The sequence below is a fragment of the Spirosoma migulaei genome (genome assembly GCF_054776855.1).
Genome location: NZ_BAAHBG010000002.1, coordinates 547,387 through 571,896, shown reverse-complemented (window position 1 = coordinate 571,896; position 24,510 = coordinate 547,387). Strand labels below are relative to the sequence as shown.

23 protein-coding genes and 1 tRNA gene are annotated in these 24,510 nt (G+C 43.7%); 17 read left to right on the top strand and 7 right to left on the bottom strand.

The features are described from left to right. Positions 1 to 10: 10 nt before the first annotated feature. From ACYVGO_RS03630 to ACYVGO_RS03590, 9 genes are all read left to right on the top strand, one after another. A complete protein-coding gene (locus ACYVGO_RS03630; protein WP_460967593.1) occupies positions 11 to 664 on the top strand; it encodes a bifunctional 4-hydroxy-2-oxoglutarate aldolase/2-dehydro-3-deoxy-phosphogluconate aldolase in 654 nt (217 codons plus the stop codon). Between the two features lie 56 nt (positions 665 to 720). Further along, positions 721 to 2,016 (top strand): MFS transporter, encoded by a 1,296-nt coding sequence (locus tag ACYVGO_RS03625; protein ID WP_460967591.1) that lies wholly within the window; start codon positions 721 to 723, stop codon positions 2,014 to 2,016. Positions 2,017 to 2,323: 307 nt separating this feature from the next. Then, positions 2,324 to 2,950, top strand: a complete 627-nt coding sequence (locus tag ACYVGO_RS03620; protein ID WP_460967590.1) for a hypothetical protein — start codon at positions 2,324 to 2,326, stop codon at positions 2,948 to 2,950. Next, positions 2,947 to 3,249, top strand: a complete 303-nt coding sequence (locus ACYVGO_RS03615) for a winged helix-turn-helix domain-containing protein (protein WP_142770462.1) — start codon at positions 2,947 to 2,949, stop codon at positions 3,247 to 3,249. The genes ACYVGO_RS03620 and ACYVGO_RS03615 overlap by 4 nt, the downstream gene beginning before the upstream one ends. A gap of 100 nt (positions 3,250 to 3,349) precedes the next feature. Next, complete coding sequence (locus ACYVGO_RS03610) at positions 3,350 to 3,688, top strand: potassium transporter KefB (protein WP_142770461.1); 339 nt, start codon at positions 3,350 to 3,352, stop codon at positions 3,686 to 3,688. Positions 3,689 to 3,741: 53 nt separating this feature from the next. Continuing rightward, complete coding sequence (locus tag ACYVGO_RS03605; RefSeq protein WP_460967588.1) at positions 3,742 to 4,986, top strand: hypothetical protein; 1,245 nt, start codon at positions 3,742 to 3,744, stop codon at positions 4,984 to 4,986. A gap of 119 nt (positions 4,987 to 5,105) precedes the next feature. Beyond that, positions 5,106 to 6,443, top strand: coding sequence for a serine hydrolase domain-containing protein (locus tag ACYVGO_RS03600; RefSeq protein ID WP_460967586.1), 1,338 nt, complete (start codon positions 5,106 to 5,108; stop codon positions 6,441 to 6,443). 418 nt (positions 6,444 to 6,861) lie between these two features. Continuing rightward, positions 6,862 to 7,749, top strand: a complete 888-nt coding sequence (locus ACYVGO_RS03595; protein ID WP_460967584.1) for an SDR family oxidoreductase — start codon at positions 6,862 to 6,864, stop codon at positions 7,747 to 7,749. Between the two features lie 26 nt (positions 7,750 to 7,775). Continuing rightward, positions 7,776 to 8,696: a helix-turn-helix domain-containing protein gene (locus ACYVGO_RS03590; protein ID WP_460967582.1), complete on the top strand. Its 921-nt coding sequence runs from the start codon at positions 7,776 to 7,778 to the stop codon at positions 8,694 to 8,696. Between the two features lie 88 nt (positions 8,697 to 8,784). On the opposite strand, the gene ACYVGO_RS03585 is transcribed toward ACYVGO_RS03590, so the two are convergent. After that, positions 8,785 to 9,849: a carboxymuconolactone decarboxylase family protein gene (locus ACYVGO_RS03585; protein ID WP_460967580.1), complete on the bottom strand. Its 1,065-nt coding sequence runs from the start codon at positions 9,847 to 9,849 to the stop codon at positions 8,785 to 8,787. A 563-nt stretch (positions 9,850 to 10,412) separates the two neighbouring features. Between ACYVGO_RS03585 and ACYVGO_RS03580 the strand changes: the two genes are divergently transcribed. Both ACYVGO_RS03580 and ACYVGO_RS03575 read left to right on the top strand, forming a co-directional pair. Beyond that, positions 10,413 to 10,907, top strand: a complete 495-nt coding sequence (locus ACYVGO_RS03580) for a hypothetical protein (protein ID WP_460967578.1) — start codon at positions 10,413 to 10,415, stop codon at positions 10,905 to 10,907. A gap of 43 nt (positions 10,908 to 10,950) precedes the next feature. After that, positions 10,951 to 12,327 carry an NACHT domain-containing protein gene (locus ACYVGO_RS03575; protein ID WP_460967576.1) on the top strand — a complete coding sequence of 459 codons (1,377 nt, stop codon included), beginning with the start codon at positions 10,951 to 10,953 and terminating at the stop codon, positions 12,325 to 12,327. A gap of 664 nt (positions 12,328 to 12,991) precedes the next feature. Here the strand turns inward: ACYVGO_RS03575 and ACYVGO_RS03570 are convergent. The 5 genes from ACYVGO_RS03570 to lipB all read right to left on the bottom strand — a co-directional run bounded on the left by ACYVGO_RS03570 (position 12,992) and on the right by lipB (position 17,761). Beyond that, positions 12,992 to 13,063 (bottom strand) — tRNA-Arg (locus ACYVGO_RS03570). A gap of 81 nt (positions 13,064 to 13,144) precedes the next feature. Next, the gene (gene rnr / locus ACYVGO_RS03565; RefSeq protein WP_460967574.1) at positions 13,145 to 15,640 is read right to left on the bottom strand and encodes a ribonuclease R; all 2,496 of its coding nucleotides are present in this window, start codon (positions 15,638 to 15,640) and stop codon (positions 13,145 to 13,147) included. 168 nt (positions 15,641 to 15,808) lie between these two features. After that, positions 15,809 to 16,546: a 3'-5' exonuclease gene (locus ACYVGO_RS03560; protein WP_142770453.1), complete on the bottom strand. Its 738-nt coding sequence runs from the start codon at positions 16,544 to 16,546 to the stop codon at positions 15,809 to 15,811. A 20-nt stretch (positions 16,547 to 16,566) separates the two neighbouring features. Beyond that, on the bottom strand, positions 16,567 to 16,971 hold the full coding sequence (locus tag ACYVGO_RS03555; protein WP_142770452.1) for a hypothetical protein: 405 nt from the start codon (positions 16,969 to 16,971) through the stop codon (positions 16,567 to 16,569). A gap of 28 nt (positions 16,972 to 16,999) precedes the next feature. Next, positions 17,000 to 17,761, bottom strand: coding sequence for a lipoyl(octanoyl) transferase LipB (gene lipB, locus ACYVGO_RS03550; RefSeq protein ID WP_460967795.1), 762 nt, complete (start codon positions 17,759 to 17,761; stop codon positions 17,000 to 17,002). A gap of 95 nt (positions 17,762 to 17,856) precedes the next feature. Between lipB and ACYVGO_RS03545 the strand changes: the two genes are divergently transcribed. The 3 genes from ACYVGO_RS03545 to ACYVGO_RS03535 all read left to right on the top strand — a co-directional run bounded on the left by ACYVGO_RS03545 (position 17,857) and on the right by ACYVGO_RS03535 (position 21,330). After that, complete coding sequence (locus ACYVGO_RS03545; protein WP_460967572.1) at positions 17,857 to 18,210, top strand: YraN family protein; 354 nt, start codon at positions 17,857 to 17,859, stop codon at positions 18,208 to 18,210. Between the two features lie 108 nt (positions 18,211 to 18,318). Further along, positions 18,319 to 19,764: a S41 family peptidase gene (locus ACYVGO_RS03540; protein WP_460967570.1), complete on the top strand. Its 1,446-nt coding sequence runs from the start codon at positions 18,319 to 18,321 to the stop codon at positions 19,762 to 19,764. 87 nt (positions 19,765 to 19,851) lie between these two features. Next, positions 19,852 to 21,330 (top strand): TonB-dependent receptor, encoded by a 1,479-nt coding sequence (locus ACYVGO_RS03535; RefSeq protein ID WP_460967568.1) that lies wholly within the window; start codon positions 19,852 to 19,854, stop codon positions 21,328 to 21,330. Positions 21,331 to 21,372: 42 nt separating this feature from the next. Here the strand turns inward: ACYVGO_RS03535 and ACYVGO_RS03530 are convergent, their stop codons facing one another. After that, positions 21,373 to 21,933 carry an RNA polymerase sigma factor gene (locus ACYVGO_RS03530; RefSeq protein ID WP_460967566.1) on the bottom strand — a complete coding sequence of 187 codons (561 nt, stop codon included), beginning with the start codon at positions 21,931 to 21,933 and terminating at the stop codon, positions 21,373 to 21,375. A gap of 252 nt (positions 21,934 to 22,185) precedes the next feature. Between ACYVGO_RS03530 and ACYVGO_RS03525 the strand changes: the two genes are divergently transcribed. From ACYVGO_RS03525 to ACYVGO_RS03515, 3 genes are all read left to right on the top strand, one after another. Then, positions 22,186 to 22,458, top strand: coding sequence for a hypothetical protein (locus ACYVGO_RS03525; RefSeq protein WP_460967564.1), 273 nt, complete (start codon positions 22,186 to 22,188; stop codon positions 22,456 to 22,458). Positions 22,459 to 23,414: 956 nt separating this feature from the next. Then, positions 23,415 to 23,687, top strand: coding sequence for a hypothetical protein (locus ACYVGO_RS03520; protein WP_460967563.1), 273 nt, complete (start codon positions 23,415 to 23,417; stop codon positions 23,685 to 23,687). A gap of 188 nt (positions 23,688 to 23,875) precedes the next feature. Then, positions 23,876 to 24,427, top strand: coding sequence for an RNA polymerase sigma factor (locus ACYVGO_RS03515; protein ID WP_460967561.1), 552 nt, complete (start codon positions 23,876 to 23,878; stop codon positions 24,425 to 24,427). Positions 24,428 to 24,510 lie beyond the last annotated feature (83 nt).

Genomic DNA, 24,510 nt, shown 5'->3' with positions numbered 1-24,510 from the left:
ACCAAACCATATGGCACAACACGCATTCTCCTGGGAATTGTATTTAAAAGCACCGCTCGTCGGAATTATCAGAGGCTTCCCGGCTGAGGTTGTAAGCCAGATTCTCCCTATTTACCAGGAAGCTGGTCTGACAACCATCGAGATAACCATGAATACAGTGGGGGTAGAAACGATGATTCAACAGGCAATTGAAACAACTACTAATGGGCTCAATATTGGCGCAGGTACCGTTTGTACGCTGGAGGATCTTGATCGGGCACTAGAAGCCGGGGCACAGTTTATAGTCACCCCAATTGTCAACAAAAAAGTGATTAAAGCCTGTGTAAAACGTAACGTGCCCATTTTTCCCGGCGCATTCACCCCCACTGAGATTTATAAGGCCTGGTCATTAGGGGCTTCAATGGTAAAAGTTTACCCCGCTACGTCTCTGGGCCCCGACTACATTAAAGACATAAAAGCACCCATGAATCAGTTGAAACTAATTCCAACCGGCGGCATTAGCCTCCACAACATGGCAGCCTACTTTAAAGCCGGAGCTGATGGCGTAGGCATTGGTAGCCACTTATTCGACAAGACGCTCATCCAGCAGCAAAACTGGTCAGGCTTGAAAGAACACTTTCAGCACTTCGTCAACGAAATGATGACGGGGTCACCCGCGCGGTGATGAATGCGCTAAAAAGGTAAATCATTCATCATTCATCATTCATCATTCATGATAAAATGCTCAATTTTAAACTAAGGAATTATCGTTGGTTCATTGTTTTTTTATTGTTTGCCGCCACAACGATCAATTATCTTGATCGGCAGATAATTGGTTTATTAAAGCCCATTCTGGAGAAAGAATTTAGCTGGACCGAAACCGATTTCGCCCGTATCGTTATTGCCTTTACGGCAGCTTACGCCATTGGCTTACTGATCGTTGGCTGGTTCGTTGATAAAGTAGGGACTAAACTAGGGTACTCTGTTACGATTATCTGGTGGAGTGTGGCCGGGATGCTTCACGCGCTGGCCCGCTCGGCTTTTGGGTTTGGCGTGGCCCGCGTTGGGTTAGGACTGGGCGAAGCCGGTAATTACCCCGCAGCTGTAAAAACGGTGGCGGAATGGTTTCCGCAGAAAGAGCGGGCTTTAGCAACCGGCCTGTTCAATGCCGGAACCAGTATTGGTGTCGTGGCAGCGTTACTCATTGTGCCCTGGATTTTAACGCACTACGGCTGGCAGGAAGTCTTCTGGATTACGGGGGCGTTAGGCTTTGTGTGGCTATTTTTCTGGCTTATTTTCTACGATATACCAGCCCGACAAAAACGATTATCTGCCGACGAATACGCCTACATCATCAGCGGACAGGAAGCAGAAACCGAGGGGAAAGTAGCCATAAAATGGGCCAGGTTATTCACCCTGCCACAAACGTGGGCACTCATTACCGGCAAAGGCCTGATTGACCCTATTTACTGGTTTTTTCTGTTCTGGCTACCCTCCTATTTCTCCTCGTCGTTTCAATTAGACCTCAAGAAACCGAGCCTGGAGCTCATGTTAATATACACGGCCACAACCGTTGGCAGCATTGGTGGCGGAGCCTTATCCTCGTGGCTTATCAAACGCGGCTGGCCTACCCTGAAAGCCCGAAAACTAGTGCTGTTAGTCTTTGCCTTTTTAGAGTTATCCATTATTTTAACGCAGTTTGCCACCAGTGTTTGGGTCGCTGTCGGGCTGATAAGTCTGGCCGTTGCTGTGCACCAGGCCTGGGCCACCAACGTATTTACCCTGGCCTCTGATCTGTTTCCCAAACAGGCGGTTAGCTCGGCTGCGGGGATTGCCGGTATGGCGGGGGCTGTTGGTGGCATCCTGTTTCCTATTCTGGTTGGCAGTTTACTGGATACCTATAAAGCAGCCGGGAATTTAGCTGGTGGCTATAACGTACTGTTCACTGTTTGTGGATGCACCTACCTAATTGCGTATGGAATTATCCATTTGCTAACCCGAAACCCCAAAGTTGTTCACATAAACCAGTTGACGTAAGGACCCCTACGTATTGGACGAGCCATATCTACCAGTAAACTCAGGTTGCTTCTGACCAACCTAAACATACGAGACTACCCTACGGGTTTGACCCGCCTTCCAGTAGTTATTAAGCAGAGCGTCCGAAGCGTACACCTCTCACTACTCATTGAGCAATCGTTGAGGAAATAAGCTTTTTCCTGGTAGGGATTTATAGGATGGCTCAATGGATGTATGCGCCGTATTTACCTGAACAATTATAAAAAATCTAAAAACGCTTGCATAACTGTGATTCCTGCTGTTACTTTGAAATTCAAAGTGCTTTTAAATGAACGAAGAGCAGGATTATATTCGGGATATAGCCCAGATACGCGCCATCATGGAGCGTTCTTCCAAGTTTCTGTCGCTGGCCGGTTGGGCAGGCATCATGGCAGGTCTGTATGCATTGGCAGGGGCTTACATTGCCTATGAAGTTCTTGGCTTTAATCCTGATGAACTGGTGTATAGTAGCACTAATTCAAGCGGATCATCTTTTAGTCTAGTACAAGTCATTGCTTTAGCTAGCGCCATTTTGGTACTGGCTATGGGTACGGCTATTCTTCTTTCCTACAACAAGGCGACTAAACGGGGAGAAAAACTCTGGAATGCCATTGTAAAGCGATTACTGATCAATATGGCAGTTCCGTTACTTGTGGGTGGCCTTCTAATCCTTGTTTTGATCACTAAAGGATTGATTGGCTTACTAGCCCCGTTTACGTTAGTATTTTATGGTCTGGCCTTATATAATGCCAGCCAGTTCACTTATGAAGAAGTGAAAAGTTTAGGACTTATCCAGATAGGGCTAGGCTTACTGAGTGCCTACTTCGTTGAATACGGGTTAGTGTGTTGGGCGTTAGGGTTTGGCGTAGCCCATATTATGTATGGCATTTATATGCATTACCGGTACGAAAGGTGAAAATATCGATCAATGGTTTAGATAAAGCATTTGAAAGCAGGATCAAGCTTGGCATTATGGCGGCCCTGGCTGTTAATCAGACGCTTGATTTCAATTCGCTGAAGGAATTTCTGGATGTGACGGATGGTAATCTGGCAAGCCACCTGAAAGCCCTGGAGAAAGACGAGTTTATTCGGGTGGAAAAATCATTTGTTGACAAAAAATCGAACACCAGTTATGCCGCTACCGAGCTTGGCCGGAAAGCATTTAGCGACCATCTTAACGCTTTGGAAAAACTAATTAAGGGGGTTGCTGAATAGTCAGGTGACAACGGCTATTTTTTTACATGTACACTTTGAAATTCAAAGTACCTAAATGGATTACCTAAAAACTAGTTATAACGCTTAAAACTAACTGATTATGACACAGAGCAACAAGTTAACTACACCGCCAATTCATCCAGTTTCAGTAGGTAAACGAATGGTAGTAGGTGCAGGCATTGGTTTAGTACTGATCTCAATTTTTCTGCTTGGCGTTCGTGAGCCTAATCCAGCTTGGGGAACGCTTTGGATGATTAGACCCCTGCTTATCGTTCCCTTAGCCGGAGCCGTAGGAGGCTTATGCAATTACGTCATTCTTCATTTTCACAACCAGATCGGGGTAAATAAGTCAATTGCTGTGATCGTCAGTGTACTGGTAGGTAGTATCGGCTTATGGCTTGGAATTGTTTTGGGATTAGCTGGCACGCTGTGGCATTAAAACGGCGCTAACTGCTTGAGAATTTTGACTAAAAAGTAACCATCTATACACTCATGAAAGAGCAAATACTCCATTATCTGAACAACCCCGGACAACTTGAAAAGATGTACCGAGCGAACAAAGTGCCGTTTAGGCGAGCGTTCAGTACACTCTATCCAGAGCTTAAAGGCAATGCCCTTGCTGATTGCTGGCATGAACGACTCAATTATGAACCCGATGAGCTTAACTGGGGTACAGGCGGGGAATTAGTATTTGTACTAATCGCTTCGCTGGTGGCAGGTTTCATTGCAAAGCTGCCGGTAATTTTATCGATAAGCCAGGAATTTTTCTATCCCAGAAACATCGGCTTTATCGTTTTCCCCGCGTTGGCAACGTACTTCGCCTGGAAGAATCAATTATCAATAGGTAAAATCACGTTTATAGCTGGCGCAATGCTCGTTGGGTCAATTTTTATTAATTCACTTCCTGACGCAAAAAAAAGCGATACCTTAATTTTATCGTGCATCCATTTAGTCTTATTTCTATGGGCGATAGTAGGTTTTTCTTTTGTTGGCGAAACGAGAACTAATGATGAAAAACGGCTTAGCTATTTAAGGTATAATGGCGACCTGGTCGTTATGACAACCCTCATCCTGATAGCAGGCGCACTCATGACCGGCATAACCATTAATCTTTTCGGATTAATCGGTTTTAAAATTGAGAAGTACTATTTCGATTATGTTGGAATTTTTGGGCTTTCCGCTGCACCTATTGTAGGCACCTACCTCACCCAAACCAATCAGCAATTAGTTGGTAAAGTTTCCCCAGTAATTGCCAGGATATTCAGTCCGCTGGTACTAGTAATGCTGGTAATTTATCTCGTAGCCATGGTTTATTCAGATAAGGATCCGTACAACGACCGGGAGTTTTTACTGATTTTCAATGCGCTATTAATTGGCGTGATGGCCATCATTTTCTTTTCTGTTGCCGAAACATCGAAGACATCGAAAAGCCAGGCAGAAATCTGGGTGCTTTTTCTGCTATCTATTGTAACGATACTTGTTAATGGTATTGCGCTGTCTGCTATCCTGTTCAGGATCTCAGAATGGGGATTTACGCCCAATAGGACTGCAATTCTGGGTAGCAATGTGCTCATCCTTATCAATCTTTTGCTGGTAACTGCCCAGCTCTACAAGGTAGTTTCAAAGAAGGTTAGCCCAATTGGGGTTGGAAAAACCATGGCATTCTATCTGCCTATTTACATCTTATGGGCAATTATTGTCACGTTTCTATTTCCGTTCCTATTTGGGTTTAGATAACGAATACTGTTATACAGCAACCCTTGCTTTTTCGGATGAATCAACGCTGACCAGCGCCAGCCCCGTTTACCCTATTTTTTTATCAATAAACTTTGAATTTCAAAGTCCTTTCTAACACCATGAAATCTAACTTACTAGTCGCAACCGCACTGGCCCTTTTTTTAGTTACTGCCAGCTACGCACAGACGCTGGACAACGCTAAACTTGACCAGTTTTTTGACCAGCTCGCCGAAAAGAATAAGGCAATGGGCAGTCTGGTCATTGCCAGGGAAGGCAACGTTCTTTACAGCCGCTCAATCGGTTACAGCCAAATTAACGGAACCGGAAAGAACCCGTTGACCATGACAACCCGCTACCGGATAGGGTCGATTACAAAAATGTTCACCGCTGCAATGATCCTTCAGCTCGTTGAGGAAGGAAAGCTAAAGCTAACCGATACGCTCGACAAATTCTTCCCACAAATCCCCAATGCCAGTAAGATTACCATTGCGCATATACTCGCGCATCGCAGTGGTATCCATGACTCCCTACTAGACAGGAATTTACGCCCCTCGTCGAAGACGAACCTACTGACGAAGGATGAACTGTTCTCCCTCATCGCCAAAGGCACGCCTGATTTTGAGCCAGACACAAAGCATTCCTACAGCAATTCTGGCTATGCCATTTTGGGCCTTATCCTTGAAAAGTTAACCGGCAAACCCTACGAGGAAGCACTCAAGGAACGAATCACCTCAAGAATCGGGCTCAAGGATACATACATAGCGACCGGAAACATCGATGTGAACAAAAACGAAGCGCTTACCTATAGGCACCTCGGAGAGTGGAAACAGGTGCCCGAAACCCATCCAAGCATCCTTTTTGGTGGGGGGTCGATTATTTCGACACCGAACGACCTGATCAAGTTCATCCAGGCACTATTCGACCGAAAACTGATTTCTCAGGAGAGTCTCAATCAAATGAAAACGATACGGGATGGCGACGGATTGGGCATGGAACCCTTCACGTTCGCGGGCAAGACCTTCTATGGGCACACGGGCGGGGGCGACAACTACGGAGCATGGCTGGCTTATCTGCCGGAAGAAAAGCTGGCAGTCGCCTATACAACGAATGCGAAGGTTTACCCGGTGGTCAATATCATGAATGGCATCATTGACATTTACTACAATAAACCCTTTCAAATTCCCACCTTCGAATCCCTCACTATCAGCCCAGAAATTCTGGACAAATACGTAGGTGCTTATTCATTCCCGGGAGCTCCTGCCAAATTTATGATCAGCAGAGAAGGTGCTACACTGTACGCGCAGCCGCCCGGTCAATCTGCGGTTCCACTCGAAGCGACGGCCCAGGATAAATTTAGAATAGAAGGTGTAGGTATAGCCATCGAGTTCGATACGACGAAAAACCAGATGACCATAAAAAGGAATGGTGGGGAGCGTGTTTTGACAAAAGAAAATTAACCAGCTATGCAAAGGCATTATGGAAGTGCGAAATTGTAACATATCCAAAGGAAGGTGACAATAGTGAGGAGATGCAGATTAAATGAAGATGGCAAACTGACTGGAAGGGCCTATACTGGAATCAGCCTACTTATAATCTGTACGAAAAGATCAACATGAATCAGCATTAGCCCAATCAGGTCATATTGTACAACCTGATCAGAACCACTCCTATTTTGACTACAACGACCCCGGATTTGACTACATCTAAAGGTTAACCGCGCTGGATATTTGTACCATCAAAACCAAGCAGCAACATAAAGATTGTAGTCACCGGTTCATTAGGGAATAGCAGCAAGCCGCCGTGGCACTGGGTCAATAAAAACAGGTAAACGGCATCAATAAAAAATCAAATTTCAATTTACAGACACGTCAGGTTATGAAAGTATTTGTTACAGGAGCCACCGGTTTCGTTGGTTCTGCCCTTGTTCAGGAATTAATGGGTGCTGGCCACCAGGTGGTAGGCCTTGCCCGCTCAGAATCAGCGGCAAAAGCGCTTATCGAAGCGGGTGCTGACGTTCATTGGGGTGATTTGGAGGATCTGGATAGTTTACGAAGTGGAGCTACCGGATCAGATGGCGTCATTCACGCCGGCTTTATCCACGATTTTACCCGGTTTAAAGAAGTATGTGAACTAGACAGGCTGGCTATTGAAGCCATCGGTGAGGCACTCGTTGGATCGGATCGTCCTTTTATCGTGACTTCCGGCACTGCGCTTGTTAGTCCGGGGCGTTTAGGCACGGAAGATATGATACCTACTCCTGGCGCACACCCCAGGTTATCGGAAGAGGCAGCGGATGCTGTGGCCGCGCGGGGTGTACGTGTTTCGGTGATCCGTCTTTCGCCATCCGTACACGGAGAAGGTGATCATCATGGCTTTGTGCCGATGCTGATTAACATTGCCCGTGAACAGGGAGTTTCGGGATACATAGGCGATGGGCTCAACCGCTGGAATGCTGTGCACAGGTTGGACGCTGTGCATCTATACAGGCTGGCCTTAGAGAATGCGGCAACGGGAGCGAGGTTTCATGCGGTTGCCGAAGAGTCAATTGCATTCAAAACTATTGCTGAGACTATTGGCAAACACCTTAATATTCCGGTGGTACCCATAGCGCCTGAAGCAGCAGCAGCGAATTTTGGGTGGTTTACGGGTTTCGCAGGGTTGGACTGCCCGGCATCGAGCAAACTAACTCAGGAGCGCCTGAATTGGCATCCTACGCAGTCAACTCTTCTTGCTGATATGGAACAAGGAATCTATTTCAACTAAGTATCAGTATATTGGTATATTGAGCTATGACAAGTATGCAACCTTACCGGCTTAAATCGATCACTGACTATCACCGGATGCTGGAGCTTCCCAAACCGGAACATCCCTTAATCAGTGTGATCAATTTGGAATCCTTTCAACGTCCGTCTATTGATGGGCCGATCAGTTTGATCTTTGATTTTTATTCTGTCTCGATGAAGAAGAATTTTAAGCTCAAGATGAAATACGGTCAGCAGTCCCATGATTTTGATGAAGGCGTGTTGTTTTGCATGGCGCCCGGTCAGGTTTTAAGTATCGAGTTTAACAAAGACGCAACCCATGAACCTTCGGGATGGATGGTACTATTCCATCCCGATTTTTTGTGGAACACGCCGTTGGCAAAAACCATCCGGCACTATGATTATTTCAGCTATTCGGTCCATGAAGCCCTGCACCTTTCCGATAAAGAAGAAACCATGATTACCGACATTGCGCAGCATATGGAGCAGGAATACCACGCCAACCTGGACAAATTCAGCCAGGATGTTATGATTGCACAATTGGAGTTGTTGCTCAAGTATACGGACCGGTTTTATCATCGTCAGTTTATTACCCGGCGTGTAGCCAATCATCAGATTCTGGATCGGCTGGAGGACTTATTGGCCGTCTATTTTGATAGCGAGTCTATTAGCCAGAAAGGCTTACCCACTGTTAGTTCCATTGCTGAAACCCTAAATGTATCATCGGACTATTTAAGTGGGTTGCTTAAAGCCCTGACTGGCTTGAACACCCAGCAACACATCCACCAAAAATTGATTGAAAAAGCAAAAGAGAAGTTATCGACCACGGAGCTGTCCGTCAGTGAAATTGCCTATCAGTTAGGCTTTGAGCATCCGCAGTCGTTCAGCAAATTATTCAAGACAAAAACCGATGTTTCGCCCCTGGAATTCAGACAGTCGTTTAATTAAACAGGCAAACGGATTCCAACGCACGGTACGCTCACTGGATCGTCCCATTAAGTTAGCAGACTCTACTTTCCACAGCACCAGTCAAGGCTCATTTTAACTTTTCAAATACGTTCAACATTGTTTCAGGGTCAAGGCTAGCCATATTAATCAGCTTTAATGACTTCACCATTTTCAGAGTAGATGTTTTATAATGCTGAAAATGGGGTGTTTTTAAATGCGATTGATAAGCCGCTTGGTTAGCATATACTTCTATTAACCTGATTTGGGTTGGTTTTTCTTTCTCATACATCGGAAAGATGGCAATTACCCCCGGCTCAAGTTGCACAGATCTGGCCGCTTCTTCTTTCAGGATAGCTTTATATTCGCCCAGATAGTCCAGCACGATCTCAAGTTCAGCGATGCGTATCATCATATCCGTTTCGATGACAGAGACGATTGGCTTTGCCAGTATTTCCCTGAGTGAGTTTGCCTGTGTCCGGCTAATGAACGTTTCAATTACCCCCGCCACCTGAACCAATTGGCTTTCGGTAAGGCCTGTATTCATCCCCATTTTCAGGTGAGCCTGTAATTGGGATGCGACGCCCGGCATGGCGGCTAAGGCAGCTATAGTTATCAATTCCCGTTGCTGATAGCTAAGCACATCACTGTCGAATACGTCGGCAAAAAGATGCTCCTTCAAAAAAGCATCTATCCGCGGAGCGAATTCCCCAAAGCCAGGTGCGGGCTTTGGCTGCGGTGTTTTAGTCAATACTTCCAACAGCTTTCTGCCTCGTTCATAGTTGTCAGAAAGGTCGTTGGTCAATCTGATTTCCTTTCCGATCGGGTCCTGAATGCCGTTTGCTTTTCGTTCTTCCAACACCTTCATAAATGTACTGATGCCATTCAAACTTCTCGGGAAACCACAATAGGCATATAGTTGCACCAGTAATTCCTTGATTTCATTGATCGTAAGACCGGCATCAAGTCCTGCGCCCAATTGTGCTTTCAATCCATCCAGATCGCCGGTGGCAGCAAGAGCAGATATAGCCACAATGCGTTGCTGCTGCGCGTTTAGTTCCTGATTAATGGCTGTTGTCTGCTGTGCATTCATGGCCGTTGTCGATGCTAGGAGAACAAAAAGAAGTATTCCTGACAGTAATTTGTTTTTGCTCATTGTTGATCGTTATTATTTAGTAGGATGTACTGGCTTCTGTCTATTCTTCATCCGAAACAGATTTACCCCAAACTACGCTGGTCTCTCCCTGGTAATTGGTAATGGCGATATGAATCAGTTTATAGGTAGCCAATACGCTATGCCACCAGTACTACCTGTCCTTTCGGGTGGGTATGCCAGCTGGCTCTGGCACCGGGTTCAAACGTTACATCACCCAGTGCAAAATCATTATTCTTATCTCAGTTCACGTTAAGGGTATGAATTATGTGGTGGGATCGATGAAGATGGCGCTGATGAAAGATCAGAAGGTGATACCTACGGAAGTGGAATTGTATCGGGCGTAGTTTACATAAGTACGTTTTATATGAAATTCGTTCAAATGCCGCTAAAACGAGTTTCATATAAAACAAGAAACTGTTATCTTTAGACTCTAAAGAAAGCTAATTTTGTTTTTTTGCACAAGGAAAATGAAATTTCGAAAAATGTTTTAAAACCTTTTATGATTAATAAAAAGAAAGATTTACAATTAATAAATTAAATAAAATCACAATAGAGCCTAAGCTATGATACCACTATTAATTGGAACAGGAAAATTATTATCTCCCGTAGTTGTTAAATATTTTCTTGATAATTCAAAAGGAGCTTTTAGTAATATTAAAAGCGAGGCATTGCAATTATTCGGAAATGATTTAGAAGCTTATTTATCGAGAAATGAAAATAATTTTTTATACATTAAAAATATTTTACACAGACATGAGCCGGTTCCATTCTACGACATATACTATCCGGTTAAAATAAAGAAAATAACACAAACAAATGTTGATCCTATTTTAATCGACACACCTTATGATCTTTTTTTGAGCAGCAATTTTATTACTGTAATTGGCACCGCAGGATCTGGAAAAAGCACTCTCATTAAACATGTATTTTTAAGCACCATACAGGAAAAATATGGTATACCTATCCTAGTAGAACTGCGAAATATATCTAGTGAAAATTTTAACCTAGAAGGTTATGTAAAAGGAAAAATTATTGAAAATGAAATAGCTCAAAAATGAAAATATATTTAAAAAATTATTAAATGGCGGCAAATTTATATTTTTGATTGATGGATTTGATGAAATCAAAAGAGACATAAGGTCTAAAGTAATTAATTCAATAAATGAATTTGTAGAAAAATATAGTACTAATAAATTTCTGATTACCTCTAGGCCTGGTGCAAACCTAGAATTATTACCTAGATTTTATAACTATACAGTAAATGAGCTTATAGGAGACGACGTATTTGAATTTATAAAAAAACAAAAATTATCTCAAAAATCCATAGAAAGTGTTATTGAATTTCTAAAAAATAATAACACAGTGTATTTGGAAACATATTTATCAAATCCATTATTACTCACTCTTTATCTTGTCACTTATTCAGTTAACTCTACAATTCCGGATAAAAGATCAACCTTTTATCGTCGCGTTTTTGAGGTATTATTCAGAGAGCACGATTCAGCAACGAAAATTGGTTTTGAAAGAGATTTTGCGACAAACCTATCGCAACAACAATTTGAAGAAATTCTTAAATTGTTTTCTTTTCTAAGTTTTTTTGAAAATGAATATTCTTTTAATAGAGATTATCTAAATAAGACTTTATCAAAGGCAAGGAAAAAAATAAAAGATAAATTCAATGATTTTCCTGAGTTCGACATTTCCGACTTTGTTGATGATTTAAAGGTATCGATAGGCATTTTGGTAGAGGACGAAGGAGTTTACTCTTTCATTCACCGAACCATGCAGGAATATTTTACGGCATCACTTATTCAAACCGCCAATATTAATAAAGAGGAAATATATAGGAAAATTATTTCCAAGATAGGATATATTTCAAACCTCAATTCTTCGAGAGGTGAAAAAATATTTCAATTCTATTATGTTCAAAGTCTTTTAGGTCTATGCAAGGAACTAGATTACTTTTCTTATTATAACTATGTCTATATACCCTTATTAAAAGAAGCAATTAATCTTTTAGAGAACGCTAACAATAATTCAAAAAAAATTAATGCATATTTTAAAATTATCCCTATTTATACACTATGGGGAAGAGCACGTACAGATGATAATGGTAAAATTTATTTTATAAATTTGATAAGCAAGGATACAAATAAATACGATTTAATAACAAATCAAAATTATGAAAATTTTTGGGAAATTTTCAACCAAAAGGGTTATAGAGTTCCGAGTGATATGTTAAAGAAAGTGGACTTACAACATACTGACTTAGATGATGACCCTGTTTTAGATACAGATTTTCATATTGACTTTAGCGATCAAAATATTAATATAGAGTGGATACCAAAACCGGAGTTAGATGCTTTTCTTAACCTTATTAATAATTTCTTAACTCAACTAAAGGGACAACTGTCTGAAGCAGAACAGTATATTGATAATATTATTCAATCTGAATCTTCTATTATTGATTTAATTTGACAGGTTATAAATTTGCCTTTGATATTTTATAAATTTAGATTGCATGAGTATAGAATAATTATATAAAATGAAATCTGCTTGAAAGGAAAAAGCCTAGCAACTGCCAGGCTTTTTTACCATCCATCCTTAATATAAATCGACGCGAGAAGGCGTTCATAAAAGTACATTCCTAGATGATCAGTACAGCTATATACTTAGGTGTTCTGATCGGCTTAAGTTCTTCTTTTTACTGCGGGAGTAGCTTATCAAACCCATTTATTTTTTCTTTTTCACCCTTCGCTGATATAGACGTTATTATAGTACCAATATCCCTATGACCTATATAATCCTTCAAGATTAATGTGTCGCCATGAGGTTCGATAACAGGATACGAAGTTATACCTGGCCGTATGTATCCTTAGTTGAAGTCTACACCAGCACCCTATTCGTATGGTGTTCTGAGAAGGTGGTCAATAAATGGCTGAAAAATCAGGTGGCCAGGATAACGTCACGGGTATCCGAACCCTATTTCCATCAATTGCAACGTAGTTATACAGGAGGATCGGTACCGCCCTATTTCACATAATCTCATTTAAGAATGTTCGGGAGCGATCAGCCAGGGAAAATACGAATAAAACAAAAAATGGCCTATACACTGCGTATAGGCCATTTTTCTACTTTTTTGTGCTCCCGAAGGGATTCGAACCCCTATCGTCGGTACCGGAAACCGAAATTCTATCCATTGAACTACGGAAGCAGACGTTTCCCGTTTGGGAGTGCAAATATAGCAGATTGCTGCACTAAAACGCAAGCCCGTTACTAAACAAGTCTTTACTTTTTACCGTCTCCCGCGTCCACCACGCCGGTTTTCACCTTTTGCCGCAACACCTTGTTTGGAGCTTGCATTGCCAGACCGACGGGAAGACGACGCAGATGTTCCTTTGGAACTACCGGAACGTGAGCTGCGACTGTCCTTGCCTTTGTCTGAGCCCAACCCCCGCGTGTCTGCATCCGTTGCACGACCTGCTTTGTCGCTCACCAGGGCAAAGTCCATGCTCCGGCGCGCCAGATTGGTATCTTTTACTTTGACAACAACGGGGTCGCCAAAAGTGTACATTTTCTTATGGCGCTGACCAATTATCCGATAATTGTCTTTATCGAACTCGTAGTAATCGTCACTAAGGTCCTGCATCCGAACCAGACCCTCGCAACTATTCTCCGTGATCTCAACAAAAATACCGAACTCCGTAACGCCCGAAATAACGCCCTCAAATACCTGATCGGGAGCCATTCGGCTCATGAACTCAACCTGTTTGTATTTGATGCTGGCCCGCTCGGCTTCGGCAGCCATGCGTTCCCGCTCCGATGAATGACGACACTTGTCTTCATACTCTTCGCGATCAACCGGTTTGCCCTTATCCAGGTAATGTTGAAGCAACCGGTGCGCCATCATATCGGGGTAGCGACGAATGGGCGAGGTAAAGTGCGAGTAGCGCTTAAATGCCAGACCAAAGTGGCCTAAATCTTCCGTACTATACCGGGCTTTCGACATCGTTCTAACGGCCAGTTGCTGGAGCATACCCGCTTCCGGTTTGCCCTCAATACTCGCCATAAAGCGGTTCATCGAACTGGATAAATGCTCGTCGTCTACATTAAGTTTGTACCCTAGTTTACGAGCGAAATCTGAAAAGCTGCGGAGCTTGTCTTCGGCTGGGCCTTCATGAACGCGATACACCATCGTATTCTCTTCGCCATTCTTGTTGCGCTTTGACAGCGAATGCACAAATTCAGCTACTCGCTTGTTGGCCAGCAGCATAAACTCTTCGATCAGCTTGTTCGTGTCCTGCCGGATTTTAGGGTATACAGCCAACGGGACTCCGTTTTCATCTAATCGGAACCGCACTTCAACCGTTTCGAAGTTAATAGCTCCGTTTTTAAACCGTTCGTCGCGGAGTTTGTAGGCTAGTTCATTCAGCAATCGGAGTTCTTCCAGGTAATCGCCATTACTGTTATTCAGAATGTCCTGGGCCTCCTCGTAGGCAAACCGCCGATTTGAATGAATAATAGTCCGACCAAACCACTCCTTCACGATCTGGGCATTCGGTGTCAGCTCAAATACAGACGAGAACGTCAGTTTATCTTCGTTAGGCCGGAGCGAGCAAAGACCGTTCGACAGTTTTTCGGGAAGCATCGGTACAACCCGATCTACCAAATAAACGGAGGTGGCCCGTTTGTAAGCTTCTGCTTCCAGCTTCGAACCAGGCAACACGTAATGCGTTACATCGGCGATGTGTACGCCAATTTCATAGTTGCCGTTCTCAAGCACTTGTACAGACAAGGCATCATCGAAATCCTTAGCGTCAACGGGGTCAATGGTAAAGGTGGTTACCTCACGCATGTCACGGCGATTGGCAATATCCTTATCCAGAATTTGGGTTGGGATCGTCTCGGCCTCCTGTTCCACATCCTGCGGGAATACAATAGGCAGCCCGAATTCCGCCAGAATGGCGTGCATCTCGGTATTGTTCTGCCCGGCCATTCCCAACACCGTAATCACTTCGCCCGCAAAACGTTGTTTGTGGCTGTCGGGATCAGGGAATTTCGTAAGCCGAACAATAACCTTTTCGCCATCGGCAGCCCCGCCAAGTTTCTCTTTAGGAATGAAAATGTCGTCGTAAATCTTCTTGCTGTCAGGAACAACAAAGCCATAAGTTGGCCAGACTTCAATACGGCCAACTAACTCAGCACGACCTCGTTCAACGACACGGGCCACTTTCCCTTCAACCCGGCGGGCGCGATTACGGGAGTCCGAAAAGCGAACTACCTGAACCCGATCGCCATCAACCGCTCCGGCGAGGTCATCGGTCGAAACCCAGATATCATTATCCCGATCTCCCCGAATACCACTGGCCGTAGTGGGGATAACGAATGCAAAGCGTGAATTTACGTGATCAACAACCCCGTCAATCAGGTTTGCATTGGCATCTGCCCGGTAGCTACCGTCGGATTGTCGCACTAAAGCGCCTTCTTCGGTCAATTCACCGATCAGACCGTGCATGATAAGTTTCATGCGTCGGTCGCCCGTACCGAAATGGTCGAGTACCTGCTCCTGCGTAAAGGATTGTTCATCGTTAATCTGAAAAAACGCCAGCAGGTCGTTTTTCATTTCATCTAAAAAGGAGTCGGCCTGTTGAATAGGCCTTACCTGACCGGGCCTTACCTTCGTTGATTTCTCAAAGCCTTTCTCACGCGGGCGAGTCGTTGGCGACTGCCCCGTACTGGGTTTACCAGATGAGGGCTTAGAATATTTATCTTGTTTTGGTTTTCCTCTCATGTTGTTTGCCTAACTCATTCGTCAGGCTAAAATGTTTAAATACAGTGTGGATAGAGGTTGTTTAATGAGTAATGTAAAATGAATAATGGATAATGTGCATAGGTAGCTTAACGCATTGTCCATTATTCATTTTACATTATCCATTAAATATTATTCATTTCTAAAACCTCAATCACTTAATACAATATGCTCGTCGGCCACGAGCGGGGCACCCACCATTTTCAAATAGACCTGTACGAGCATCACCATCGAATCGCGGGCGTACTGCTCAATTCGGGGCCAGTCGTGTTCGCGGTAATACACTTCACTGGTACGGTCGCCGGTCCATTCGAGTGGGCGGGTTGGAATATTTAGGACAGCGGCCAGCAGATCGAGCGGCACAAAATGCCGTTTGTCGCCAAACTGCCAGTGTTCGAGCGTATCCCGATGCGGAATTTCCCAGGGTTTCTTGCCTGAAATCTGTAAAGCAGGCGGAAGTGGCAGGCCATTTACCATTAATCGGCGACACAGATAGGGGAAGTCAAACTCCTTGCCGTTGTGTGCGCATAAGGTTAGCTCTCCGGGCGGATAGCGGTTCACAATAACCAGAAACTCCTGCAAGAGAGCTAACTCATCATCATTGCTGATTAGCTTGACCTTCAGATGCGGCTTGTCGTCGTCATCGAAAAACAAACCGCCCACGCCGATACAGATAATCTTACCAAATTCAGCGAAATACGAGGCTCGTCGGTCATACCAGCCAGCCGCCGACATCTCATCATCGTTTTTGAAATACCGACTTTTCTCTTCCCATTGCCGCTGCAACCTCGGCTCAACGGACAGCAGCGACGGCTCGCCTGCCACCGTTTTAAGGTCAATAAACAGAAGGTTTTTAAGCCGACGTTTCCAGGAAGTGGGCTGGGCCATACGATTTAGGGGTCAAGAAATCATGCGTGTAAAATTCCCTCTAGCCCTAATGCAGGTACAGGTACCAGATTTTCTTCTACGATGCTGTCTGGCACGAAGATAAACTTCTTATCGAAAATCTGGTCGCCGATGAAATAACTTACCCAATACTCATTGTTTAGGTGAAATACATCGGGCATGATACTTTCAACAACCTCGTAGGCGCCCGGTTGAACCTCGACAAAGAAATGCCGCAATACGGATGTTTTCTGCTCTTCGTCATTTTTCAATCCGTACCCTTTCGACGTAACAAACACAGTTTTGATGGGTACATCGTTCTGGTTGATCAAAAATACCTGCCAATCGTAACCACTAACGATATTCTCTTTCCGGGCGATAACGATCTGTACGCCCTCAACCGGCAAAAAATTAATGTCTTTTTTCATTCAATATAGCACGGATTTCCACCGCCATTCAACTACGGGCATCTACGGGTACGCCAGCCCGGCCCTCTATTAATTCCATCTCAAACAAAGCGGCCAGGTGGCGTTGAACATGATTGGCCACTTCATCCAGTGATACATCATGCCCTAACTCAGCCGCCAGTGACGTAACTGCCTTATCAGTAATGCCGCAGGGGACAATATGGTTAAAATAACCTAAATCTGTATTCACATTCAGCGCAAATCCGTGCATCGTTACCCAACGGCTGGCTTTTACACCCATTGCACAAATTTTTCGGGGCCGCTGATTAGCACCCATACCATAATCAAGCCAAACACCTGTTAACCCGTCAATTCGTCCGGCATCCAGCCCATACTCGGCAAGCGTCAGAATGATACTCTCTTCGAGCAGACGCATGTACCGATGTATATCGGTGAAGAAGTTATCCAGATCCAGAATTGGATAACCCACCAGTTGACCAGGACCATGGAACGTAATATCGCCACCCCGGCGGATTTTAAAGAACGCCGCACCAAGCTCAGTGGCTAACCGGGTTTCATCAACCAGCAAGTTTTCGGCATGCCCACTGGTACCGAGCGTATATACAGGCGGATGTTCGCAGAACAGCAAATAATTTGGGGTCGGTTGCTGCTCGTCGGCAGGGCAGGTTCGATTTAGTAGTTTCTGGCTAACAATCGTGGAAAACAGGCGTTCCTGCTCATCCCAGGCAGCCTGATACTCTATCAGCCCTAATGCCCGAACTTCAACTTGTTTATTAACGCGACTATTCATTTCATCCTGGACGGAAAAGTCTTCCGCTAGTTTGCTAACAATGAGGTCGGTAAGTTTCGTTCGATTGTCGTTATTTGTGACCTTATTGAAAACAAATGGCACAACACAATGAAACAGGTAAGCAGGGCGAAGCTGAAGCATGCCGCTACCTCCGAGAGCAAGGGTACGAAATCATGTTCCGAAACTATCGATACCAACATGCTGAGGTTGACCTGATCGCCAAAAGAGGAAAACTGTTGGTATTTGTGGAAGTAAAAACGCGAACGAACCTCAGTTACGGTAACCCCGAGGAGTTTGTCTCCTATACGAAAGCGAAATTGGTCATGAAGGCCGCAGAACAGTATATTTTCGCCAACGACTGGCTGCATGACATCCGATTTGACATTATTGCCGTAACTATTTCGGGAAACGAGCTCCGGGTAAAACACATTGAAGATGCCTTTTGCTAACCCAGCTGATAAGTCTAAAATTTACGTAGAGTTAACCCTCTTTGGCAACTAATTTGCGTCATTAATCCGTTATCTATCAGGACAAATACTTCACCTCAACAAACACGAATGAACACATCTTTTGCCTGGCGAATGGCCCTTTCTCTAGTAATTTCCAGCTCTTTCCTGATGACTTCTTGTAAAAAGGAAGACGTGGTGCCCTCGGGGCCTACCAGTAACGGAGAAGTGAATAATTGGGTTCTGGAGAATATGAAGAACTATTACTTCTGGAACGACAAACTACCAGCTAATCCAGATACCTCCCTAACGCCCGATCAATTCTTTTTGTCATTGCTTTACGATCGTACAAACACGGCAAATACAGATCGTGATCGTTTCTCCTGGATTCAGGCCAGTGCCGACGAGCTTAAGGCTTCGCTAAGTGGCCAATCGAAGACAACGGGTATCGAGTATAATCTCTACTATCGAGATCAGACACGGACGAGTGTCGTTGCGTCGATTATTTACGTATTACCTGGATCCCCGGCGGCTAAAGCAGGTATTAAGCGGGGAGATATCATCTCAAAAGTCAACGGAGAAGCCTTAACGGGTACTAATTATCAGACTCTGCTGGCTGGTAGTAGCGACATATATACATACGGGTTTGCTACGGTCAGCAATGGCGCACTAACAGACAATGCTCAAACCAAACAGGTTACGGCAATCGTTTTTCAGGAAGACCCTGTTCTGTTGGATACAACTTATACCATTGGCGGAAAAACGATAGGCTACGTGATCTACAATCAGTTTATTCCGGGCCTGTATAAAGCAGGTAGCTCAACGTTAGACAATACCTATGATTTGAAATTGGACAATATTTTTGTCAAGTTCAAACAGAAGGGCGTTAACGAACTGGTTCTTGATTTACGGTATAACCGGGGTGGCTATGTGAGTTCATCCACCAATCTTGCCAGTTTGATTGGTAAAAATATCGATGCCTCTAAAGTATTCTATACGCAGAAATGGAACAGCATTGTTATGGCTGCGAATGACAAGAGCCGTGGTGTAGGATGGAACACCCAGAATTTTCTGGTGAAAGCCGCGAATATTGGGACTAATTTAAGTCGTGTATTTGTCCTGACAACAGGCAGCACGGCTTCGGCCAGTGAACTGGTTATTAATGGCTTACGCCCTTTCATGGCTGTAACTACCATTGGTACAACTACAGTTGGCAAGAATGTTGGCTCAATTACGATTTCGGATGAGACAGGCCGTATCAAATGGGGTATTCAACCGATTACGTTTAAATCAGCAAATGCACAGGGTTTTACTGATTATGCAGGTGGATTTACGCCATCCGTAGAGGTAAAAGAACCAAGCTACGGCATGAAAGCTTTTGGCGACATAACCGAACCGATGTTGAGCGAGGCTATTTTCCAGATTTCTGGAACCCGTACGGCACGCCGTGCAGCTTCTACAGAGGTTACACTGCCGATCCTTAGCTCATCTCTCGACGGCAAGGCTGGTGGAGGTAACATGTTCTTCACGGATAAACTTTCTAATATACAACATTAAGATTGCATTATTTTGACACAAAAGCGGCTCTAAAGGCTGCTTTTGCTGTTTTATATTGTAACTTAGCAGTAACAAGCTCCCATCACTATGTACGAAAAGAATATTGGTACGAAGCAAAAAGCATTGCGTATTAATCTGGACCGACGTATTTATGGCTCCTTTGCAGAAATTGGTGCAGGTCAGGAAACAGCTGCCATGTTTTTTAAAGCAGGTGGCTCATCTGGCACAATTGCCAAAACAATGTCTGCGTATGACATGACATTCAGTGATTCTATTTACGGCGTTGAAGAAAGCGGCCGATATGTGGTCGAGTCTCGTCTCGTAAAAATGCTGAGTAAGGAATATAGCCTGTTAGAGAAACGATTAGCTGAAAAACGTGGCCCAGACACCACGTTTTTTGCGTTTGCCAATACAGTAGTTGCCCTCAATTACCAGAAAACCAATGAAGCGCATGGCTGGTTGGGGTGCCGGTTTCAGCTAAACCCACAATCCGGCTACAATGACGTGATCATCCACGTTCGAATGATCGATAACGAGAATATTCTCCAGCAGCAGGCCTTAGGCATTATTGGGGTTAATCTGATTTATGGCTGTTATTACTACGCTAAATCGCCCGAAACGCTGGTGTTGTCACTCATGGACGATCTGGCTCCCGAGCGTATCCAGATTGACATGATCCGGTTTAACGGACCTGACTTCTCGGATGTAGATAACCGGCTCATGAGCCTGCATTTAGTTAAAAATGGCTTTACGGATGCCGCCTTATTTGGCGCTGATGGCCAGGTGCTGCAACCTTCTGAAGCGCTTTATAAAAAACATATTCTGGTCATGCGCGGGCGGCTACGTCCCGTTACGAATGTCCAGATGGATATGATTGAAAATGGCCTGAAGCAGTTCAAGGATGAACCCGATGTAGATCCGAGTCGGGTAATTTCGATGGCGGAGTTGACGCTCCATAATCTGAAAGCCAATGAGCAGGGTATCGACGAGAAAGATTTTCTGGATCGGGTAGATATTCTGTGCTCTATGGGTCAAACGGTAATGATCTCCAACTACCTGGAATACTATAAACTGGTAGCTTATCTGGCTCGTCTAACGCGACTCAAGATTGGCCTGATTGTGGGTATTCCGAACCTGGAATACATCTTTGAAGAAGGTCACTATGAATTTTTACCGGGTGGTATTCTGGAATCGTTCGCAACCTTATTCAGCCGGAAGGTCAAGCTGTTTGTGTACCCGACGCTGAAGGAAGGGGCTATTTATACCTGTAATGAATTCAAATTGCCCGCAACCCTGGAGCCTCTGTTCCAGTACCTGGTGCGAAACGACAAAATTGAGGACATTACCGATTACAACGAACAGAATCTGCACATATCAACCGACCACGTACTGGAAATGATTCAACTAGGTGAAGAGGGCTGGGAGAATATGGTACCAGCTCGTGTGGCCGAACAGATCAAGGCAAATTGTCTGTTTGGTTACCCCTGCGAAGTTGAGTATGTTCCTATTGGTCAGCAAGTCCGTCAGCAACAGGAGCAGGTAGAAGAGCAAACCACTTCACGCTAAATCACAGTCAGGATTCCAATCATTTATAGTGTATTAGGCTCATTATTGGCGTCCGACAGTATATTGTTTTAGGTATAATCGGTGGATTTTGTCACGGCTTCGTTTCAGGCGCATTTTAACGGCACTAGGATTAATTTTATACACCTTAGCGATTTCATCAATACTTAGTTCCTGTTCATACTTTAGCTGAAGTAAAGTCTGTTCACTCTCGGATAGAGAGGCCATAACCTGTTTGACTAACAAGAGTGTTTCCTCATGATATTGGGAATCTTCAGTATCGGGAATATCTTGCTGCAGACCGTCTTCAATAGGAGCGAAATGAAATCGCTTCGCCTTCCGCAGCTGATCTGAACAGTAGTTAAAGGCAATCGAATACAGCCAGGTCGAAAAGCTGGACCGCTCCTGAAAACCGTCTAACTTATCAAACACTTTCAGAAAGATATCCTGTGTAAAGTCCTCTGCTTTATCGGTGTCTTTCGTCATGGATAAGCAGCGCCGATAGACCTTATTTACATATCGGTTATAAAGTGTCTCAAAGCATTGGTTGGGACGGCTGGTTAGGTATTGCCGAATCATTTCTTCGTCAGTTAATGAAGCATCCATAAGTAAAAATCAGCTTGTCTTGCCTATAAATCCGGTCAAGCTGAACGTGGTTCAGGTTAGTAATGAGCCTAGGACGGACACCCCCCAAATAAGATACTAAAAATATATTAAGTGGTATTTCAGATTGGTGGTTAACCACTAATAGTATCTATCTGTACTGATTCGAAAAAACAATTGACGGGAACTGGTAGCAACCTAAACTGGTATCTTAGTTGCGCCTGTAACTTACTGATTAGTATACATTAAGCAGTTATGCCTAAAAAACAGGCTTATACTCGTTGCGTACAAAATATGAATCCACCTGTTGCCAATATTGAGTTGTTAGTTCAGATCGCTAGCCAAACGGGGCATCCTTATGCGGATGCTTATACTGTTTGGGAACTATACCGCGCGTATCCAGATGTTTACTCAATTGTTGACACCGTGTTATGGGTTGCTCAGAATCAGTCGATTTCCGTGGTGGATGCACTAAAGACGGTACAAGATATTGAAGAGCAGTTTGGCAACTCTACTAACTATGTATAGGAGCCCATCAAGCCCTTACTAGAAGCCGGCAACTGGCAACATCTTGACTTGACAGGCAATGCCTAAAAGAAATTAATCTTTTTACGACAAAAGCGAATGCCCAGGTATGTATAAAGTAACAGAATAACAGTTTCTAAAATGATCTGCACAGGGTGATCGCGTAGCGTACTACTCGAAATCGTTTTCACCCAGTGAATAAGAGCTGCGCAATAACTTGTAAAGCCAAGTAAGAAACCCGCTATAACGAGTAAAGAAATACAGAGTCTATGTAGTCGTTCCAATACCATTGTTCAAAATTAATCATGTGTTTACGCTACTAAATTGCCTTTTCAGTCCTCAGAAAGCTATCCTAAATGAATACTTAGCAGGATTGAGGATATAACAAGCGTATATAGATTTTATTTACCATAACTAAGTAGCTCTCTTCTTTCAAAAATTGCCAGTTGTTGTTCATAGATTTTACCTATACACAGTCAGCCAGTAGCTGTTTCCCGTAGGTAAGCAATCAGCTAGTAAAAGCATTCCAATTCCCGTATCCTTCCTTAAAAGCAATCATACGATTAAACTAGAAGTTGTTTTAAACAAACAAGTGTATACTGGTGAGGCACAGAAGGTATACCGCTACAGAAGGGCTTGTTTTTCAATAGCAAGTCAAAACTAATAGAGCCCCTAAGCACTAACAAAGAGACTATATAGCAGGTAGGTCTGACTTTAAAAGCGGAGGAAATACCAATAAAACTGGTAACTAAGTAAGCAGCTCCCAGCCGAAAATATAGCTGTTACTTTTTTCGGGTCTCTAGTCTAACCCATTCATTAAGGCTCGCTGCTCGGGCTTTTTGCTATCTACAGTATACGCTAAAACGAAGGACTAAGCATTTGATAATTAGGCGGATTAATCAGAAACAGTTTGGCTCTGGTTTTGCTAGCGTTTGCCTGAAACAACCTAGGCAAACCTCATGAGAACGAAACAGCCAATACCCACAGAGGTTTCCCAGATCTTACATCGGCAAAAAAAGCGACTCCGCGAATTGAATGCACTTGATAAGTGGACGGAACCTGAATTTGAAGAAGTTATCCATTGTTCCAATGAGTGGGATTCCCAAAAGCAAGGCTGGATATTCCCGCTTTCAGCCATCGAAAAGTTAGCTTTTGATGTCAGAACCCCCGATAAACAGGCTCAGTCATTGCAGATGATTGCTAAATACATGAGCCTTGACTCAACCAAATAGGTCACTTTTTTACTGACAATGCGCAAAAGAAGTACTTCTTAACATCGTAAACCCCTATTTACCAACATAAAATACCGTTAAATATATTTTCGATGCGATAATTTACTACATTGCATGTATCGACAACAAAAAACAACAATACCCTTACTTTAGTACACAATACCGCCATTTAATTCACTACCTTCACCATGAATACTACCTTAACCGACGAAGAAACAATCCGAGAGTATCTATTTAGTAAACCAAACCAATGTTTCGAAACACTTTATAATCGATACGTTAACAAGATTTATCGTCAATGTTTGTCAATGACGAAAGATTCTGACACAGCCGAAGACTTTACGCACGATATTTTTCTAAAAATGTTCGATAAGTTGAATGCTTTTCAGGAGCGATCCAGCTTTTCAACCTGGCTGTATTCGATTGCTTTCAACTACTGTTCAGATCAGCTTCGGTTGTCTAAACGATTCAACACGATTGCGATTAACTCAACCCTTGAGCAATCTATATCAGAGTCGAAAGAAGCCTATTTACATGAAGAGACGCTCCAATTAGTCAAACAAGCACTCAGTATTCTGTCTGCCAATGAGCGGACAATACTGAAGCTCAAATATGAAGAAGGGAAAAGTATTGACGAAATTGCTCAATTGTATAGCCTAAAGACTAGTGCGGTAAAAATGCGCCTTAAGCGTGGGCGAGAGAAAGTACACCACTTTTGCCTGCAACAGTATTCAATCTAATATATTATTAGCACAGAGATAGCGAAAGAGTTATAGGTTTCAACTAACCAGCTCCTTTTCGTTCTCCGTGCCTCTGTGGTTAA